Source organism: Streptomyces griseorubiginosus, assembly GCF_036345115.1.
Classification (GTDB): Bacteria; Actinomycetota; Actinomycetes; order Streptomycetales; family Streptomycetaceae; genus Streptomyces; species Streptomyces griseorubiginosus_C.
This window is the reverse complement of sequence record NZ_CP107766.1, coordinates 6,432,743-6,450,115: the sequence shown is the minus strand read 5'-3', so window position 1 is coordinate 6,450,115 and position 17,373 is coordinate 6,432,743. Positions and strand designations below refer to the sequence as shown.

The 17,373-nt window shown below is 71.2% G+C and carries 17 protein-coding genes; 9 read left to right on the top strand and 8 right to left on the bottom strand.

What is annotated here, in order from left to right; all coding sequences use genetic code 11:
- Window positions 1–4 precede the first annotated feature (4 nt).
- Both OHN19_RS29200 and OHN19_RS29195 read left to right on the top strand, forming a co-directional pair.
- Window positions 5–1,432, top strand: coding sequence for an MFS transporter (locus tag OHN19_RS29200; protein WP_330267047.1), 1,428 nt, complete (start codon window positions 5–7; stop codon window positions 1,430–1,432).
- A gap of 159 nt (window positions 1,433–1,591) precedes the next feature.
- Window positions 1,592–1,798: a hypothetical protein gene (locus OHN19_RS29195; RefSeq protein WP_330267046.1), complete on the top strand. Its 207-nt coding sequence runs from the start codon at window positions 1,592–1,594 to the stop codon at window positions 1,796–1,798.
- A gap of 3 nt (window positions 1,799–1,801) precedes the next feature.
- On the opposite strand, the gene OHN19_RS29190 is transcribed toward OHN19_RS29195, so the two are convergent.
- The 4 genes from OHN19_RS29190 to OHN19_RS29175 form a co-directional block, all read right to left on the bottom strand.
- Entirely contained in the window at window positions 1,802–2,707 is a 906-nt protein-coding gene (locus OHN19_RS29190; protein ID WP_330267045.1) for a UTP--glucose-1-phosphate uridylyltransferase, read from the bottom strand.
- Between the two features lie 31 nt (window positions 2,708–2,738).
- Window positions 2,739–3,350 (bottom strand): TetR/AcrR family transcriptional regulator, encoded by a 612-nt coding sequence (locus OHN19_RS29185; RefSeq protein WP_330267044.1) that lies wholly within the window; start codon window positions 3,348–3,350, stop codon window positions 2,739–2,741.
- Window positions 3,351–3,375: 25 nt separating this feature from the next.
- Window positions 3,376–4,386 carry an aldo/keto reductase gene (locus tag OHN19_RS29180; RefSeq protein WP_330267043.1) on the bottom strand — a complete coding sequence of 337 codons (1,011 nt, stop codon included), beginning with the start codon at window positions 4,384–4,386 and terminating at the stop codon, window positions 3,376–3,378.
- A 120-nt stretch (window positions 4,387–4,506) separates the two neighbouring features.
- Complete coding sequence (locus tag OHN19_RS29175; protein ID WP_330267042.1) at window positions 4,507–5,889, bottom strand: glycine--tRNA ligase; 1,383 nt, start codon at window positions 5,887–5,889, stop codon at window positions 4,507–4,509.
- 130 nt (window positions 5,890–6,019) lie between these two features.
- On the opposite strand from OHN19_RS29175, the gene OHN19_RS29170 reads away from it, so the two are divergent.
- From OHN19_RS29170 to OHN19_RS29150, 5 genes are all read left to right on the top strand, one after another.
- Window positions 6,020–6,967, top strand: a complete 948-nt coding sequence (locus tag OHN19_RS29170) for a metal ABC transporter substrate-binding protein (protein ID WP_330267041.1) — start codon at window positions 6,020–6,022, stop codon at window positions 6,965–6,967.
- On the top strand, window positions 6,964–7,746 hold the full coding sequence (locus OHN19_RS29165) for a metal ABC transporter ATP-binding protein (protein ID WP_330267040.1): 783 nt from the start codon (window positions 6,964–6,966) through the stop codon (window positions 7,744–7,746). The genes OHN19_RS29170 and OHN19_RS29165 overlap by 4 nt, the downstream gene beginning before the upstream one ends.
- Window positions 7,746–8,648, top strand: coding sequence for a metal ABC transporter permease (locus OHN19_RS29160; RefSeq protein ID WP_330267039.1), 903 nt, complete (start codon window positions 7,746–7,748; stop codon window positions 8,646–8,648). The genes OHN19_RS29165 and OHN19_RS29160 overlap by 1 nt, the downstream gene beginning before the upstream one ends.
- A 58-nt stretch (window positions 8,649–8,706) precedes the next feature.
- Complete coding sequence (locus tag OHN19_RS29155; protein WP_330267038.1) at window positions 8,707–9,123, top strand: transcriptional repressor; 417 nt, start codon at window positions 8,707–8,709, stop codon at window positions 9,121–9,123.
- A gap of 185 nt (window positions 9,124–9,308) precedes the next feature.
- Window positions 9,309–11,711, top strand: coding sequence for a M4 family metallopeptidase (locus OHN19_RS29150; RefSeq protein WP_330267037.1), 2,403 nt, complete (start codon window positions 9,309–9,311; stop codon window positions 11,709–11,711).
- A gap of 31 nt (window positions 11,712–11,742) precedes the next feature.
- Here the strand turns inward: OHN19_RS29150 and OHN19_RS29145 are convergent, their stop codons facing one another.
- The 3 genes from OHN19_RS29145 to OHN19_RS29135 form a co-directional block, all read right to left on the bottom strand.
- Window positions 11,743–12,591, bottom strand: coding sequence for an isoprenyl transferase (locus tag OHN19_RS29145; protein WP_062235556.1), 849 nt, complete (start codon window positions 12,589–12,591; stop codon window positions 11,743–11,745).
- A 19-nt stretch (window positions 12,592–12,610) separates the two neighbouring features.
- Window positions 12,611–13,363 (bottom strand): DNA repair protein RecO, encoded by a 753-nt coding sequence (gene recO, locus OHN19_RS29140; protein ID WP_330267036.1) that lies wholly within the window; start codon window positions 13,361–13,363, stop codon window positions 12,611–12,613.
- A 124-nt stretch (window positions 13,364–13,487) separates the two neighbouring features.
- A complete protein-coding gene (locus tag OHN19_RS29135) occupies window positions 13,488–13,619 on the bottom strand; it encodes a hypothetical protein (RefSeq protein ID WP_330267035.1) in 132 nt (43 codons plus the stop codon).
- Between the two features lie 147 nt (window positions 13,620–13,766).
- Between OHN19_RS29135 and OHN19_RS29130 the strand changes: the two genes are divergently transcribed.
- Entirely contained in the window at window positions 13,767–15,248 is a 1,482-nt protein-coding gene (locus OHN19_RS29130) for an alpha/beta hydrolase (protein ID WP_330267034.1), read from the top strand.
- Here OHN19_RS29130 and OHN19_RS29125 read toward each other — a convergent pair.
- Window positions 15,236–16,357, bottom strand: a complete 1,122-nt coding sequence (locus OHN19_RS29125) for an abortive phage infection protein (protein ID WP_330267033.1) — start codon at window positions 16,355–16,357, stop codon at window positions 15,236–15,238. The two genes, OHN19_RS29130 and OHN19_RS29125, sit on opposite strands and share 13 nt — an antisense overlap.
- Window positions 16,358–16,460: 103 nt before the next feature.
- Between OHN19_RS29125 and bla the strand changes: the two genes are divergently transcribed.
- Window positions 16,461–17,369 carry a class A beta-lactamase gene (gene bla / locus OHN19_RS29120; protein ID WP_330269735.1) on the top strand — a complete coding sequence of 303 codons (909 nt, stop codon included), beginning with the start codon at window positions 16,461–16,463 and terminating at the stop codon, window positions 17,367–17,369.
- Window positions 17,370–17,373 lie beyond the last annotated feature (4 nt).

Sequence of the window (17,373 nt, the reverse complement as noted above, 5' to 3'; positions counted from 1 at the left end):
CGGCGTGACCACCGAAACCACGACTCCACGCCTCGTCCGTCCCGCCGCGCCACCCGAGCTGGGCGGCCTCGGACTGTTCACGGTGCTGCTCGCCGCGGCACTCCCCCTCATCGACTTCTTCATCGTCAACGTGGCGCTGCCCACCATCGCCGCGGACCTGTCCGCGAGCGAGTCGGTCCTCGAACTCGTCGTCGCGGGCTACGGGTTGGCGTACGCCGTCCTCCTGGTCCTCGGCGGCCGGCTCGGCGACCTGTTCGGGCGGCGCCGGATGTTCCTGGCCGGCATGGCCGCGTTCGGGCTGACCTCGCTGGCGTGCGGGCTCGCGCCGAGCGCGTGGGCGCTGGTCGCGGCCCGGGTCGCCCAGGGCGCCGCGTCGGCCGCGATGCTGCCGCAGGTGCTCGCGACCATCCAGTCGGCGACCGCCGGACCCCGCCGGGCCCGGGCGATGGGCCTCTACGGCGCCACGGCGGGCCTCGCGATGGTGGCGGGCCAGATCCTCGGCGGTGTGCTGGTGGCCGCCGACATCGCGGGCACGAGCTGGCGGGCCGCGTTCCTCGTCAACGTCCCGGTCGTGCTGGCCGGACTGGTCCTCGCGGCCCGTGCGGTCCCCGAGACCCGCTCCCCGCGCCCGGAGCCGGTGGACGGCCCCGGCACGGTCCTGCTCGCCGCGTCCCTCCTCGCCCTGCTGGCCCCGCTGACCGAGGGCCGGGCGGCGGGCTGGCCGCTGTGGACCTGGCTGTCGCTGGCCGCGTTCCCGTTCCTGGCGGGGGCGTTCCTCGCGGTGGAGCGCAGGGCGGACCGCGCGGGCCGGACACCGCTGGTCCCGCCGAGCCTCTTCCGGCTGGTGTCGCTGCGCCGGGGGCTGATCCTGATCCTGCCCTTCTCGATGGGCTTCTCCGGCTTCATGTTCGTGATCGCGGTGGCGCTCCAGGAGGGCGCGGGCCGCAGCCCCGTCCAGGCGGGCCTGGCCCTGGTCCCGCTGGCGGTGACCTTCCTGTTCACGTCGATCGCCGGACCGCGGCTGATCAACCGCTACGGCACCCGGGTCGTGACCGCGGGCGCGCTGATCCAGGGGCTCGGACTCGGCCTGATCATCCTGGCCGCCCGGCACTCCTGGCCCGACCTGGGCCTGCTCACCCTGCTGCCCGGTGGCGCGATCGCCGGGATCGGCCAGGCGCTGCAGCTCCCCGTGGTGCTGCGGCTGGTGCTGTCCGAGGTGCCGCCCGCGCGGGCCGGTGTCGGCAGCGGGGTGATGGTCACGACCCAGCAGGCCTCGCTGGCCCTGGGCGTGGCCACGCTGGGCAGCCTCTTCCTCGCCCTGGTGCCGGGCATGGGCATGCGGGACGCCCTGGTGACGACCCTGCTCGTGCAGCTGGCCGGGGTGGCGCTGACGGGCGTACTGAGCCTGAGGCTGCCGCGCACGATGGTCTGACCGGGCTCAGGGCCCGATCAGGTCCCGGCTCGACTCCCCGGCTCAGGTCCCGGCTCGACTCCCCGGCTCAGGTCCCAGCTCAGATCCGGGCGAACACCCCGTGAAGACACTGCTGTTGATGTTGTTCTTGCTGCACACTCCTTGCCGGAGGCGAGGCACATGGTGCAGACGAGCACGAGCAAGGTGAGCCGCTGGGACCAGCACGGGCGGGAGCACGTCGTCCAGGTGCTCCGCAAGGGCCCGCAACGCATGATCAGCTGCGGGACCTGCGGCTGGCGCAGGGCCGCGCAGTTCCTGCCCTGGCTGAAGGCGCAGGAGCATCTGGCCGAGGCGCACCAGGCCACGGTGGATCCCTCGGAGGGCTGACCCTCAGGCGCCCCCGGGGCTGTCCAGGTCGCCGACCAGGCCCCGCAGCAGCGGCCCGTACTCGGGGTGGGCCAGGGCGTGCGCCATCTGGGCCACCAGGTAGTCGGCCGGGTTGCCGGTGTCGTACCAGCGGCCCTGGATGACCTGGCCGTACACCGCCCGGGTCGCCGCGTAGGCGTTGATGGCGTCGGTCAGGTAGATCTCGCCGGTGCGGTGCTCGTACCAGCGGCGGGTGCGCTCGCGCAGTTCGTCGATGATGCCCGGGGTGACGACATAGCCGCCGATGGCCGCGAACGCCGAGGGCGCGGCGCTGGGGTCGGGCTTCTCGACCAGGCCGGTGATGCGCAGGGTGCCGCCGCCGAGGTCCTCCTTGACGACGGGGACGCCGTAACGCTGGGACTCGGTGGGGTCCATCGGCAGGAGGGCCAGCACCGGGCAGCCGGTCTGCTCGTAGGCGCGGATGAGCTGCTGGGCGCGCGGCACCTCGGCCACGAACACGTCGTCGGGCCACAGCACGAGGACGGGCTCGTCGCCGAAGGAGCGGGCGGCGTTGAGGACGGGGGTGCCGTTGCCGTAGGGGCCGTGCTGGTCGAGGTAGGTGATGTGGCCCCGGCGGGCGAGCTCGGCGATCTCCTCGACGGCGTCCGCGTAGGCTGTCTTGCCGTCGGCGCGGAGCTGTTCGACCAGGGCGGGGTTGGGGCGGAAGTGGTCCTGGATCAGGGACTTGCCGCCGGAGACCACGATGGTGATGTCGGTGATGCCGGAGTCCACCAGCTCCCGCACGGTGTGCTCGATGACCGGCTTGTCGCCGACCGGGAGCATCTCCTTCGGCGTGGCCTTGGTCAGCGGCAGCAGCCGCGAGCCGAGCCCGGCGGCGGGGATGACGGCCCTGCGGATGGTCGGGGGCATCGGCTCTCTCGGCTTCCTGTCGGGAGCGGCGTCAGGGGGACGGTACCGCCCCGCCGGACCGCAGTCCGCCGAGCAGCAGGTCCAGGACGGCGGCGAGGTCCTCGTCGATGCCGGGTTCCTGCCAGGTGGGGGCGTGGGCGGGGTCGTGGAAGCAGGCGGTGGCCTGGAAGAGGGCGCGGGCCGTGACGACCGGGTCGGCGCTGACGAAGGTGCCCGTGGCGACGCCGGCCCGGACGAGTTCGGCGAGCTGGCCGGTGAGTTCGTCGACGTGGGCGCCCACGAGCTCCCCGCTCTCGGCGGCGAGGGCCATGTAGGTGGCGAAGAGCTCCGGGTCGAGGCCGGCCTTGCGGCGCTTGGCCTCGAAGAAGGTGGTGAACCACGTGCGCAGCCGAGCCTCCGGTTCCTGGCCCGTGTCGGCGACGATGCCGGCCAGCACCTCGGTCGTCAGGTCCAGCCAGCGCCTCGTCACGGCCTCCCGCAGGGCCGTCTTGGTGCGGAAGTGCCGGTAGACGCTGCCGTGGCTGACGCCGAGCGCGCGGGCCACGTCCACCACGGTGGCCTTGGCGGGGCCGTGGCGGCGCAACACCTCCTCGGTGACTTCGAGGATGCGCTCGGCGGTCAGGGGCACGGTGGTCGGAGGCATGCCTAGACGGTACCCGGCACGGCGATCAGCGTTCGCTGTCGAGCATGGCCATCAGCGGCGCCGCGTACCGCTCACCGGCCGCCGAGTCCGCCGGTACGGCGTCCTCCAGCGCGGCGAGGTCGGCGGCGTCCAGGGTCACGTCCAGGGCGCCCAGGGCCTCCCCGAGCCGGTCGCGGGTCCTGGCGCCGACCAGCGGGACGATGTCCTCGCCCTGGGCGAGCACCCAGGCGATGGCGATCTGGGCGACGGTGACGCCCTTCTGTTCGGCGATCTTGCGCAGGGACTCGACCAGGGTGAGGTTGTGCCGGCGGTTCTCGCCCTGGAAGCGGGGCGCGTGGGCGCGGAAGTCGTGCGCGGCGAGCTGCCGGTCGGCCGTGAAGTGGCCGGAGATCAGCCCGCGCGCGAGCACTCCGTACGCGGTGACGCTGATGCCCAGTTCCCGCAGGGTGGGCAGGATCTCCCGCTCGGGGCCCCGGGATATCAGGGCGTACTCGATCTGGAGGTCGGCGATCGGGGCGGTGGCGGCGGCCCGGCGGATGGTGTCGGCGCCGACCTCGCTGAGCCCGATGTGCCGGACCCAGCCCTTCTCGACCAGTTCGGCGATGGCGCCGACGGTCTCCTCGATCGGTACCTGCGGGTCGAGCCGGGAGGGGCGGTAGACGTCGATGTGGTCGACGCCGAGGCGCTGGAGGGAGTACGCGGCGAAGTTCTTCACCGCGGCGGGGCGGCCGTCGAAGCCGGCCCAGCTGCCGTCCGGGTCGCGCAGGGCGCCGAACTTCACGCTGAGCAGCGCGTTCTCGCGCAGGGCGGCCGGAGCGGTGCGCAGTGCCTCGCTGATCAGCAGTTCGTTGTGGCCCATGCCGTAGAAGTCGCCGGTGTCGAGCAGGGTCACGCCGGCGTCCAGGGCGGCGTGGATGGTGGCGAGCGACTCGGCGCGGTCCGAGTCGCCGTACATACCGGACATGCCCATGCAGCCGAGGCCGAGGGCGGAGACGCGAGGGCCGGTGGTTCCGAGGGTTCGGGTACGCATCGTCATGCCTCCCACCTTGGCATGACAGCTGACAGATTTCAATATCTGTCAGCTGTCATGTGTCAGGCACAAAAAACGGCCCCCGGTGCGGGGACGCATCCCTGCACCGGGGGCCGAAGGAAGTGGCTAGGCGCCGACGAGCCGCCCGGCCAGGTAGCCCTCGATCTGGTCGAGGGACACCCGCTCCTGCTTCATGGAGTCACGCTCGCGGACCGTCACCGCGTTGTCCTCGAGGGTGTCGAAGTCGACCGTCACGCAGTACGGCGTGCCGATCTCGTCCTGGCGGCGGTAGCGGCGGCCGATCGCGCCGGCGTCGTCGAACTCGATGTTCCAGTGCTGGCGCAGCGCCTGGGCGAGGCCCTTGGCCTTCGGGGACAGCTCGGCGTTGCGGGACAGCGGCAGGACCGCGACCTTCACCGGGGCGAGGCGGTGGTCGAGACGCAGCACCGTGCGCTTCTCCAGCTTGCCCTTGGCGTTGGGGGCCTCGTCCTCGACGTACGCGTCCAGCAGGAACGCCAGCATCGCGCGGCCGACACCCGCCGCGGGCTCGATGACGTACGGCGTCCAGCGCTCGCCCGCCTCCTGGTCGTAGAACACGAGGTCCTGGCCGGAGGCCTTGGAGTGGGCCGTGAGGTCGTAGTCGGTGCGGTTGGCCACACCCTCCAGCTCGCCCCACTCGTTGCCGCCGAACTGGAAGCGGTACTCGATGTCGGCGGTGCGCTTGGAGTAGTGGGAGAGCTTCTCCGCCGGGTGCTCGTACCAGCGCATGTTCTCCTCACGGAGACCCAGGCCCGTGTACCAGTTCCAGCGCTGCTCCATCCAGTACTCCTGCCACTTCTCGTCCTCGCCCGGCTTGACGAAGAACTCCATCTCCATCTGCTCGAACTCACGGGTGCGGAAGATGAAGTTGCCGGGCGTGATCTCGTTGCGGAAGGACTTGCCCATCTGCGCGATGCCGAACGGCGGCTTCTTGCGCGAAGCGACCTGCACCTGGGCGAAGTTGGTGAAGATTCCCTGCGCGGTCTCCGGACGCAGGTAGGCGACCGAGCCGGTGTCCTGGGTCGGGCCGAGGTGGGTGGAGAGCAGACCCGAGAACTGCTTGGGCTCGGTGAACTGGCCCTTGTTGCCGCAGTTGGGGCAGTTCACGTCCGCCAGGCCGTTCTCCGGGGCGCGCTTGTGCTTGGCCTCGTAGGCCTCCTCCAGGTGGTCCGCGCGGAACCGCTTGTGGCAGGAGGTGCACTCGGTCAGCGGGTCGGTGAAGGTGGCCACGTGACCGGAGGCGACCCAGACCTCGGGGGCCAGGATCACGGACGAGTCGAGACCGACCACGTCCTCACGGGACGTCACCATGTAGCGCCACCACTGACGCTTCAGGTTCTCCTTCAGCTCGACACCCAGCGGTCCGTAGTCCCAGGCGGCGCGCTGACCGCCGTAGATCTCACTACAGGGGAAAACGAAGCCCCGGCGCTTGCTCAGGCTGACGATGGTGTCGATCTTGTCGGCGGCCACGGTGCTCTCTTCATGCGAATGGACGGCAGCGAATGCCTCAGGTTACCGGCGCGGCCACCCCTCGTATCAAATCGGTTCGCGACCCGGACTTTGTTGACAACGGTTTCCATATTTGATGAAAATGACTGTCATGAACGTACGACGACGCCTCATACCCGCGGTCGCCGCCGCCGGTGCCCTCGCCGCCCTCTCCGCGTGCTCCACCGACAGCGCCGCCGCGGGCAACACCGACAAGTTCGACGTCGTCGCGTCGTTCTACCCGATGGCCTTCCTCGCCGAGCAGATCGGCGGGGACCACGTGCACGTCACCAGCCTGACCCAGCCCGGCCAGGAGCCGCACGACCTGGAGATCAGCGCCCAGCAGACCGCGCAGCTCCAGGAGTCCGACGCGGTGCTCTACCTGAAGAACCTCCAGCCCTCCGTCGACGACGCGGTCGCCCAGTCCGAGATCAAGACGAAGATCGACGCGACCGCGCTGACCTCCCTGGAGGAGCACGGCAACGAGGTCGGCGGCCACGCGGCCGAGCACGACGACGAGCACGGCGAGGAATCCGGCGGCAAGGACCCCCACATCTGGCTCGACCCGGTGAAGTACGCCGAGGTCGCCAAGGGCGTCGGCGCCGCCTTCGAGAAGGCCGACCCGGACCACGCGGCCGCCTACAAGGCCAACACCGCGGCCCTGGTGAAGAAGCTGGACGCGCTGAACACGAAGTTCGAGGACGGGCTGAAGAACACCGACTCCAAGGTCTTCATCACCACCCACGCGGCCTTCGGCTACCTCGCCGAGCGCTACGGCCTCACCGAGGAGGCCATCAACGGCCTGGACCCCGAGTCGGAGCCCAGCGCCAACCGCGTCAAGGACCTTGAGAAGATGGCGAAGGCCGACGGCGTCACCACCGTGTTCTACGAGACGCTCGTCAGCGACAGGACCGCGAAGACCATCGCCTCCGACGCCGGGCTCAAGACGGACGTCCTCGACCCGATCGAGGGCATCACCGCCAAGTCCCGCGGCAAGGACTACTTCTCGGTCCAGGAAGCCAACCTCAAGGCGCTCCAGAGCGCCCTGGGAGCGAAATGACACCGGAGGACGGCATGACCGAGCCCGTCATCACGCTGCGCGGGGTCCGCGCCGACCTCGGCTCGCGCCCCGTCCTGCGCGGCATCGACCTCACCGTGGAACGCGGTGAGGTCGTCGCGCTGCTCGGGGCCAACGGCTCCGGCAAGTCCACCGCGATCCGCACGATCATCGGCCAGGTCCCCACGGCCGCGGGCGAGATCGAGCTCTTCGGCACCCCGCGCGCCCGCTTCCGGGACTGGGCCCGGGTCGGCTACGTCCCGCAGCGCACCACCGCCGCGGGCGGGGTCCCCGCGACCGTCACCGAGATCGTCTCCTCCGGGCGGCTGTCCCGCGCCCGCTTCGGCGTCCTGCGCAAGGCCGACCACCAGGCCGTACGGCGGGCCCTGGAGCTGGTCGGCATGGCGGACCGCGCGAAGGACTCCGTCAACGCCCTCTCCGGCGGCCAGCACCAGCGCGTCCTGATCGCCCGCGCCCTCGCCGCCGAACCCGAACTGCTGATCATGGACGAGCCGATGGCGGGTGTGGACCTGGCGAGCCAGGAGGTGCTGGCGCGGACGCTGGAGGAACAGGTCGCGCAGGGCGCCACGGTCCTGCTCGTGCTGCACGAACTCGGCCCCCTGGAGCCGCTGATCGACCGCGCGGTCGTGCTGCGGGACGGCTGCGTCCTGCACGACGGTCCTCCCCCGCGCGCGGTCGGTCAGCACGCCCTGCCCGGCCACGACCACGTCCACCCCCACTCCCCCGAGCACGAGCCGATGCGCACAGGACTGCTGAGCTGATGGACTTCCTCGACTACGCCTTCATGCAGCGGGCCCTGCTCGCCGCCGTCCTGGTCGGCATCACCGCCCCCGCCGTCGGCATCTACCTGGTCCAGCGCCGCCAGGCCCTGATGGGCGACGGCATCGGCCATGTCGCGATGACCGGCGTCGGCCTCGGCTTCCTGCTCTCCTGGTCGCCGGTGTGGATGGCGACCCTGGTCTCGGTGCTCGGCGCGGTCCTCATGGAGCTGATCCGCTGGTACGGCAAGACCCGCGGCGACATCGCCCTCGCGATGCTCTTCTACGGCGGTATGGCCGGCGGGGTGATGTTCATCAACCTCGCGCCCGGCGGCTCCAACGCCAACCTGACGTCGTACCTGTTCGGTTCGCTGTCCACGGTCTCCGAGTCGGACGTGACGGCGATCTGTGTGCTGGCCGCGTTCGTGGTGCTGGTCACCCTGGGGCTGCGCCGGCAGCTCTTCGCGGTGAGCCAGGACGAGGAGTTCGCCCGGGTCACCGGTCTGCCGGTGCGGGCGCTCAACCTGCTGACGGCGGTCACGGCCGCGGTGACGGTGACCGTCGCCATGCGCGTGGTCGGGCTGCTGCTGGTGAGCGCGCTGATGGTGGTGCCGGTGGCGGCGGCGCAGCAGCTCAGCCGGAGCTTCGCGGCCACCTTCGCGATCGCGGTGGCGATCGGGGTGACGGTGACGATCGGCGGCACCGTGACCTCGTACTACCAGGACGTGCCGCCCGGCGCGACGATCGTGCTGCTGACCATCGCCGCGTTCATCCTGCTGACGGCCCTCGCCACCCCGCTGGCCCGGCGCCGCGCCCGCGCACTGGCCGCCCGGCAGCCGGCCGGGGACCCCGCCGAGTGTGCGATTCCGGCCACTCGGCAGCCGGAGGGCACCGTCGGCGTCTGACCGGGCACAGGCCGGGCTGGCACAATGGCCCGGCAGGTGCCGAACGAAGGAGGAACCCGTGACGACCGCTGGACCGCCCGTGAAGGGCCGCGCCACCCGGCAGCGGGCCGCCGTGGCGGCGGCCCTCGACGAGGTCGACGAGTTCCGCAGCGCGCAGGAACTGCACGACATGCTCAAGCACAAGGGTGACGCCGTCGGTCTGACCACGGTCTACCGCACCCTCCAGAACCTCGCCGACGCGGGCGAGGTCGACGTCCTGCGCACCTCCGACGGCGAGTCCGTCTACCGCCGCTGCTCCTCCGGCGACCACCATCACCACCTGGTCTGCCGGGTCTGCGGCAAGGCCGTCGAGGTCGAGGGCCCGGCCGTCGAGAAGTGGGCCGACGCGATCGCCGCCGAGCACGGCTACGTCAACGTGGCCCACACCGTGGAGATCTTCGGCACCTGCGCGGACTGCGCGACCGCCGAGGCCTGACCCACCGGTCCTGCCCCACAGGGAACACACCCTGCCCCACAGGGAACACACACGGGAGTCGAGGGATAACCCTCGTCTCCCTCTCCTCTGCATGACATGACCCGGACAACCGTGCCACTCTCCTGCCAGCTCTCACGCAGTTCCCGCACGGCACCTCCACCCCCGTCGTCGCAGTAGGAGTACGAGTGAGACCCTCCCCACGAAGATCCGCCGTCGCCGCGTCCCTGGTGGCCGCCGCGTCCCTCCTCGCCGTAGGCGTCCAGACGGTCCCCGCGGCCGCCGGGCCCGCCTCCCCCCACCCCAGCCCGCTGCGCACCGGAGGCCTGGAGGCCAAGCTCTCCCCGGCCCAGCGCACGGCACTGATCCAGAGCGCCTCCGGCAGGGCCGGGGCGACCGCCGACTCCCTGGGCCTCGGCGCCAAGGAGAAACTGGTCGTCAAGGACGTCGTCAAGGACAACGACGGCACCCTCCACACACGGTACGAGCGCACCTACGACGGCCTGCCCGTCCTCGGCGGCGACCTGGTCGTGCACACTCCCCCGGCCGCACAGGCGACGGGCACGCTCGGCGCCACCTTCAACAACAACCGCCGTACCGTCTCGGTGAAGTCCACGACCGCGACCTTCGGCAAGGCGGCGGCCGAGACCAAGGCGCTGAAGACGGCCAAGGCGCTGAAGGCCGAGAAGCCTGCCGCGCAGAGCGCCCGCAAGGTGATCTGGGCCGGCTCGGGCGCCCCGAAGCTCGCCTGGGAGACAGTGGTCTCCGGCTTCCAGGACGACGGCACGCCCAGCAAGCTGCACGTCATCACCGACGCGACCACCGGCGCCGAGCTCTCCCGCTTCGAGGGCGTCGAGACCGGCACCGGCAACAGCCAGTACAGCGGCACGGTCACCCTGGGCACCACGCTGTCCGGTTCGACGTACCAGCTGTACGACACCTCGCGCGGCGGCCACAAGACGTACAGCCTCAACAACGGCACCTCGGGCACCGGCACCCTGATGACCGACGCCGACGACACCTGGGGCACCGGCTCCGGCTCCAACACCCAGACCGCCGGGGTGGACGCCCACTACGGCGCCCAGGAGACCTGGGACTTCTACAAGAACACCTTCGGCCGCAGCGGCATCAAGAACGACGGGGTCGCCGCCTACAGCCGCGTGCACTACAGCTCGGGGTACGTCAACGCCTTCTGGGACGACGACTGCTTCTGCATGACCTACGGCGACGGCTCGGGCAACACGCACGCGCTGACCTCGCTGGACGTGGCCGGACACGAGATGAGCCACGGCGTCACCTCCAACACGGCCGGGCTCAACTACACCGGTGAGTCGGGGGGCCTCAACGAAGCCACCTCCGACATCTTCGGCACCGGTGTGGAGTTCTACGCGAACAACTCCTCCGACGTCGGCGACTACCTCATCGGCGAGAAGATCGACATCAACGGCGACGGCACGCCGCTGCGGTACATGGACAAGCCGAGCAAGGACGGCGGTTCGGCGGACAGTTGGTACTCGGGGGTCGGCAACCTCGACGTGCACTACTCGTCCGGGCCCGCGAACCACATGTTCTACCTGCTCTCCGAGGGCAGCGGCACCAAGACCATCAACGGCGTTACCTACAACAGCCCGACCTCCGACGGGGTCGCCGTCGCCGGGATCGGCCGGGCCGCCGCCCTCCAGATCTGGTACAAGGCGCTGACGACGTACATGACGTCCAGCACCAACTACGCCGGCGCCCGCACCGCCGCCCTGAACGCGGCCGCGGCCCTCTACGGCACCAGCTCCGCGCAGTACGCCGGGGTCGGCAACGCCTTCGCGGGCATCAACGTCGGCAGCCACATCACCGTGCCGTCGACCGGCGTGACGGTGACCAACCCGGGCAGCCAGACCAGCACGGTCGGGACGGCCGTGAGCCTCCAGGTCAGCGCGAGCTCCACCAACAGCGGCGCACTGACCTACGCGGCCACCGGGCTGCCCGCCGGTCTGTCGATCAGCTCCTCCACCGGCGCGATCACCGGTACGCCGACGACCGCGGGGTCGTACAGCACGACCGTCACGGTCACCGACAGCACCGGGGCCACCGGCACCGCGTCCTTCACCTGGACGGTCAACTCGTCCGGCGGTGGCGGCAGTTGCACCTCCACCCAGCTGCTGGGCAACCCGGGCTTCGAGTCGGGCAACACGACCTGGACCGCGTCCAGCGGTGTCATCACCAACGACAGCGACCAGGCCGCCCGCACCGGCTCCTACAAGGCGTGGCTGGACGGCTACGGCTCCACCCACACCGACACGCTCTCCCAGTCGGTGACGGTCCCGAGCGGCTGCACGAAGACCACGTTCACCTTCTACCTGCACGTCGACACCGCGGAGACCACCACCAGCACGCAGTACGACAAGCTGACGGTGACCGCCGGGTCGACGACCCTGGCCACGTACTCGAACCTCAACGCGGCCAGTGGCTATGTGCAGAAGTCCTTCAGCCTGTCGGCCTTCGCCGGGCAGACGGTCGCCCTGAAGTTCACGGGCGTCGAGGACTCCTCGCTCCAGACCAGCTTCGTGATCGACGACACCGCGGTCACCACCGGCTGACGCGGTAGCGCCCGAGGGGCGGCTCGGAGGCTCAGGCCTCCGGGTCGCCCTTCATCGCTTCCTCCATCGCGAGCAGCTCCTCGTTCGGGACGGCCCCGCCGAAGCGGCGGTCGCGGGAGGCGAACTCGACACAGGCCCGCCACAGGTCGCGGCGGTCGAAGTCGGGCCACAGGACGTCCTGGAAGACCATCTCGGCGTACGCGCTCTGCCAGAGCAGGTAGTTGGAGGTGCGCTGCTCGCCGCTGGGCCGCAGGAACAGGTCCACGTCGGGCATGTCCGGGTAGTACAGGTACTTCGCGAGGGTCTTCTCGGTGACCTTGGCCGGGTCGAGGCGGCCCGCCTTCACGTCCTCGGCGAGGGCCTGCGCGGCATCGGCGATCTCGGCGCGGCCGCCGTAGTTCATGCAGAAGTACAGGGTCAGCTTGTCGTTGTCCTTGGTCTGCTCCTGGGCGACCTGGAGCTCCTTGGCGACGGACTTCCACAGCTTGGGCATCCGGCCCACCCAGCGCACCCGGATGCCCAGCTCGTCGAGCTGGTCGCGGGTCTTGCGGATGAAGTCGCGGTTGAAGTTCATGAGGAAGCGGACCTCGTCGGGCGAGCGCTTCCAGTTCTCGGTGGAGAAGGCGTACAGCGAGATGTTCTTCACACCGGCCTCGATCGCGCCCTGGAGGACGTCGAGGACGCGCTCGGCACCCACCTTGTGCCCCTCGGTGCGGGGCAGGCCGCGCTCCTTCGCCCAGCGGCCGTTCCCGTCCATGACGATCGCCACGTGCTCGGGGATCAGCTCACCGGGGAGCTTCGGCGCGCGGGCGCCGGACGGGTGCGGCTCGGGCGTCCTGTACTCACGGCGCTGACGACCGAGGATCCCGCGTACGACCATGGTGGTTCTCGTCTCCCTCTCAGGGTTGCTTCTCTACGTAACGCAAGGACCTGAGCCCGCGTTCCAGATGCCAGTGCAGGTAGGCGGACACCAGGCCGCTGCCCTCCCGGACGTACCGCGGCTCGCTCGCGTCCGCGGTCTCCCAGTCTCCCGTAAGCAGCGCGGCGAGGAGTTCCAGGGTCTGGGGCGAGGGTACGACGCTGCCGGGCACCCGGCAGTCCACGCAGACGGAGCCTCCGGCGGCGACGGAGAAGAAACGGTTCGGGCCGGACATTCCGCACTTCGCGCAGTCGCTGAAGCTGGGGGCGTAGCCGTTGACGGCGAGGGAGCGCAGCAGGAAGGCGTCGAGGACGAGGTGGGGGGCGTGCTCACCCCGGGCGAGGGTCCTGAGGGCCCCCACGAGCAGCAGGTACTGCTGTACGGCGGGCTCGCCCTCGTGGTCGGTGAACCGCTCGGCGGTCTCCAGCATGGCCGTCCCGGCGGTGTACCGGGCGTAGTCGGAGACGATCCCGCCACCGTAGGGCGCGATGGTCTCACTCTGGGTGCACAGCGGCAGCCCGCGCCCGATCAGCTCGCTCCCCCGCGCGAAGAACTGCACGTCGACGTGGGAGAAGGGTTCGAGCCGGGCCCCGAACTTGGACTTGGTCCGCCGCACCCCCCGAGCCACGGCCCGCACCCGCCCGTGCCCCCGGGTGAGCAGCGTGATGATCCGGTCCGCTTCCCCTAGCTTCTGCGTCCGCAGCACGACGCCGTCGTCCCGGAACAGACTCACCGCACACCCCCACCGGTCACCGGCCGGGGGTCCGGGGGTCGCCCCCCGGGCAGACACAGCATGATCCGGTCCGCTTCCCCGAGCTTCTGCGTCCGCAGCACGACTCCGTCGTCCCGGAACAGACTCACCGCACACCCCCACCGGTCACCGGCCGGGGGTCCGGGGGTCGCCCCCCGGGCAGACACAGCCTGATCCGGTCCGCCTCGCCCAGCTTCTGGGTGCGCAGCACGATGCCGTCGTCGCGGAACAGACTCATGGGCCCATTCTCGCCTACGCGGACCGGTGGTCGTCCGGGTCCGCAGGAGACACCTCGCCGTGGTCGGGCCCGAGGGGGGTAAACCCCCCTGACGATCCGGCAGTTGACCGGATGGGGCCGCGCCGGGAGATCCGCGAGGCTCCTGGCATGAAGCAGATGACGAAGAGTCTCGCCCTGATCGCCGCCGCCTCCGGTGTCGTCTTCGGTGTCGTGACGCCGCTGACCGCCTCCGCCGCCTCTCGGACCCCGGCGCTGGAATGGACGAAGTGCGAGGGCCCCGGCCTCGATCCGCGCCAGCGGTGCACGACCGTCTCCGTGCCCATGGACCACACCGACCCGGACGGCCCGAGGATCGAGATCGCCGTCTCCCGAATCCCCAGCGAGAACCCGGCCGCCCGGCGCGGTGTCCTCCTGCTGGTCCCCGGCGGGCCCGGCGGCGACAGCATGAACGACCCCTCCGGGAAGGGGCAGAAGCTGCCGAAGAAGGTCCGCGAGGCCTACGACCTGATCGGGTTCGCGCCCCGCGGGATGGCCCCCTCGACGGCCGTCGACTGCGGTCTCGAACAGCGGGACCTGGCCCGGACCACCCTGCTGCCCTGGCCCGCCGCGGACGGCTCGGTCGACGCGAACATGGCCGCCGGAAAGCGCGTCGCCGAGGCCTGCGAGCGCAACGGCGGCGAACTGATCCGGCACATCAGCACCCTCAACGAGGCCCGCGACCTCGACCGCGTCCGCGCCGCGCTCGGCGAGCGGAAGGTGTCCCTGTGGGGTGTGTCGTACGGCACCTACGTCGGCGACGCCTACCTCCAGCTGTTCCCGGGCCGCACCGACCGGGTCGTCCTGGACAGCAACGACAACCCGGACCCCGTGCTCGGGGAGCGCGCCTGGCTCGCCGCGTTCGAGCGGGGCGCCGAGGACAACTTCCCGGAGTTCGCCGCGTGGGCGTCCGCGCCCGGCAATCCGGACCGCCTCGCCGGCACGGCCGCCGAGGTGCGCCCCCTGTTCCTGGAGCTCGCCGCCCGTCTCGACCGCGAGCCGATCCCCTGGCCGGGCGCCAACCCCGCGGAGCTGAACGGCAACGTCCTGCGCCAGACGATGCTCGACTCCTTCTACGACCCCGACGACTACCCGACGCTCGCCAAGCTGATCCTCGCCGCGCGGAAGGGAACCGTGCCGCCCGCACCGGCCGGTCCGCCCGAGGCCGCCCTCCAGAACGCCACCGCGGTCGCCGCCGCCACCATCTGCAACGACGTCGACTGGCCGGGCGACCCCGCGGTCTACCGCGAGGGCGTGGCCGCGAGCCGGGCCGGGTTCCCGCTGACCGCGGGCATGCCGAGGAACGCCATGCCGTGCACCGCCTGGCCGTGGGAGCCGAAGGAGGCACCGGTGCACGTCTCCGACCGGGGCCCGTCCAACATCCTGATGGTGCAGAACGAACGGGACCCCGCCACCCCGCTCAGCGGTGCCCTCAAGCTCCGTGAGGCGCTCGGCCGGCGGGCCGTGATGGTCGTCAACGACTCCACCGGGCACGACGCCTACCTCGACAACGGCACCGCGTGCGGGGACGCGCTCGTGTCCCGCTTCCTGGCCACGGGCGAGCGGCCCGACCGGGACCGCTACTGCCGCTGACGGCACCTCCCGTACCGCCGGGCCAGCGCGTGGAACGCCTCCTTCGGTTCCCAGTGCCAGTCCGAGCGCGGGTCGTCGGGGCGGTCCTTGATCGCCTTGACGATGCCGTAGCTCGCCATGTCGAGGTCGTGGCGGGGGTCGTCGGGGCGGTGCGGGGCGTCCGCGGTGAGGAACTCGAAGGCCATCGCCGCGTAGAGGCCCATCGACTCGAAGACGTCGAGGAGCCGGGTCAGGTGGACGGCCTGGGTGCGCTCGCTGCGGACGACGTTCCCCTTGATCTCCGGCGGGTCCTTGTCGTAGTCGACGATGTCCCAGCCCATGCCGCCCGCCTCGGGGGCGCCGACGAAGGTGCAGCTGCCGAACTCGGTGATGGCGACGGGCTTGCCCCAGCGGAGGTACTGCCTCAACTGGCGCACGTGGTCCCGGGGGTGACGGAAGAAGGAGTAGTAGTCGATGCCGACCACGTCGAACAGGGTCCAGTCGACCTTGTCGTCCTGGGCGGCGGCGTAGCTCAGGCGGCCGTGGAAGACCGAGCGGCCCACCTCGGCCGCCCGCGCGGTGAAGCGGTCCAGTTCGCGCTGCGTCCGCACCGGGTCGTAGGCGCCCTTCGTCAGGTTCTCGATCCGCTCCAGGGCCGTGTCCCCCGGCACGATGCCCGGCACGAACAGCCAGAACTCGCAGCCCACGCTGAGCTCCACGCTCGCGCCCTGCCGCCGCAGCCGCTCCGCGAACCGGCCCGTCTCCGCCAGGTGGTCGAGAATGTCCCGCCGGGGGACGTCCCCGAGGGTCGGCTGGAGCCAGACGTGCAACCCGCGTTCGGCCACCTCGGCGGCGGTGGCGGTGAGCCGTTCGACGCCGTCGCCGGTGACGTCGACGGTGTCGGCGTGCAGGTCGTCGCGGATGGCCCGGATGTCCCCGCGCATGCGGGCGGCGCTCCAGGCGGTGCCGGGCGTCTCGCCGGCGCCGACGGTGTAGACGACGCCGTGGCGCTCCAGTCCCGGCTTGCGCGCGGTCCCCTCCGCCCGGCCCGCCGGCAGCAGCGCGGCGGCCCCGAGCCCGGCCGCTCCCGCCAGGAACCGTGCCCGGTTGATCCCCGTGGTGTTCTCCATGCCGCCACTGTGTCGGCCGCGGACGGGGCCTGTCCGTCCGCCGATGGTCCACGGCCGTGCAACCAAGGGATGACCGTCGGCGTCGATCACTGAAGAGATCGGCATCTGTCCCCTGACGAAGGAGAGCGAGATCTTAGTCTCCGGAAAACTGTCCCGACGCACCCTCCTGGCCGCCGGTACGGCGACCTTCCTGACCGGCACGAGCGCGTACGCCGCCGACGACGGCGTCTCCACCCGCCTGCGCGCGCTGGAGCAGCGGTACGACGCCCGCCTCGGCGTCTTCGCGCACCGCCTCACGACCAAGCGGTCCGTCCGCTTCCGCGCCGACGAGCTCTTCCCCATGTGCTCCCTCTTCAAGGCCCTCGCGGCCGCCGCGGTCCTGCGTGACCTCGACCGGCACGGCGAGGTGCTCGCCCGGCGGATCCACTACACCGAGGCCGACCTGGTGCAGCCGGGCTCCGACCAGACGGCGGCCCACCTCGCCGAGGGCATGACGATCGCCGAGCTCGCCGAGGTGGCCATCACCTTCAGCGACAACACGGCCGGCAACCTCCTGCTGCGCGAACTCGGCGGCCCGACCGCGATCACCCGCTTCGCCCGCTCCCTGGGCGACGGCGTGAGCCGCCTCGACCGCTGGGAGCCCGAGCTCAACACCGCCGAGCCTTGGCGGCTGACGGACACGACGAGCCCGTACGCCATCGGTCGCACCTACGGCCGGCTGGTCCTCGGCGACGCCCTGAACCGCCGGGACCGCGACCTGCTCACGCACTGGCTGCTGTCCAACACGACCAGCGTCGACCGCTTCCACGCGGGTCTGCCGAAGACATGGCGGATCGCCGACAAGACGGGCAGCGGCTCCTACGGCACCGCCAACGACGTGGGTGTCGTCTGGACCGAGAAGGGCGATCCGATCGTCCTGTCCGTCCTGTCGACCATGTCCGAGCCGGACGCCGTACGCGACGACGCCCTGGTCGCCGACGCGGCCGCGGTGGTCGCCGGCGCCCTGGGCTGACGGG

Excerpts from the sequence above, each read along its gene's own strand:
- OHN19_RS29195 (WP_330267046.1), top strand. The coding sequence starts at position 1,592 with ATGGTGCAGACGAGCACGAGCAAGGTGAGCCGCTGGGACCAGCACGGG.
- OHN19_RS29190 (WP_330267045.1), bottom strand. The coding sequence starts at position 2,707 with ATGCCCCCGACCATCCGCAGGGCCGTCATCCCCGCCGCCGGGCTCGGC.
- OHN19_RS29185 (WP_330267044.1), bottom strand. The coding sequence starts at position 3,350 with ATGCCTCCGACCACCGTGCCCCTGACCGCCGAGCGCATCCTCGAAGTC.
- OHN19_RS29180 (WP_330267043.1), bottom strand. The coding sequence starts at position 4,386 with ATGACGATGCGTACCCGAACCCTCGGAACCACCGGCCCTCGCGTCTCC.
- OHN19_RS29170 (WP_330267041.1), top strand. The coding sequence starts at position 6,020 with ATGAACGTACGACGACGCCTCATACCCGCGGTCGCCGCCGCCGGTGCC.
- OHN19_RS29165 (WP_330267040.1), top strand. The coding sequence starts at position 6,964 with ATGACACCGGAGGACGGCATGACCGAGCCCGTCATCACGCTGCGCGGG.
- OHN19_RS29160 (WP_330267039.1), top strand. The coding sequence starts at position 7,746 with ATGGACTTCCTCGACTACGCCTTCATGCAGCGGGCCCTGCTCGCCGCC.
- OHN19_RS29145 (WP_062235556.1), bottom strand. The coding sequence starts at position 12,591 with ATGGTCGTACGCGGGATCCTCGGTCGTCAGCGCCGTGAGTACAGGACG.
- OHN19_RS29135 (WP_330267035.1), bottom strand. The coding sequence starts at position 13,619 with ATGAGTCTGTTCCGCGACGACGGCATCGTGCTGCGCACCCAGAAGCTG.
- OHN19_RS29130 (WP_330267034.1), top strand. The coding sequence starts at position 13,767 with ATGAAGCAGATGACGAAGAGTCTCGCCCTGATCGCCGCCGCCTCCGGT.
- OHN19_RS29125 (WP_330267033.1), bottom strand. The coding sequence starts at position 16,357 with ATGGAGAACACCACGGGGATCAACCGGGCACGGTTCCTGGCGGGAGCG.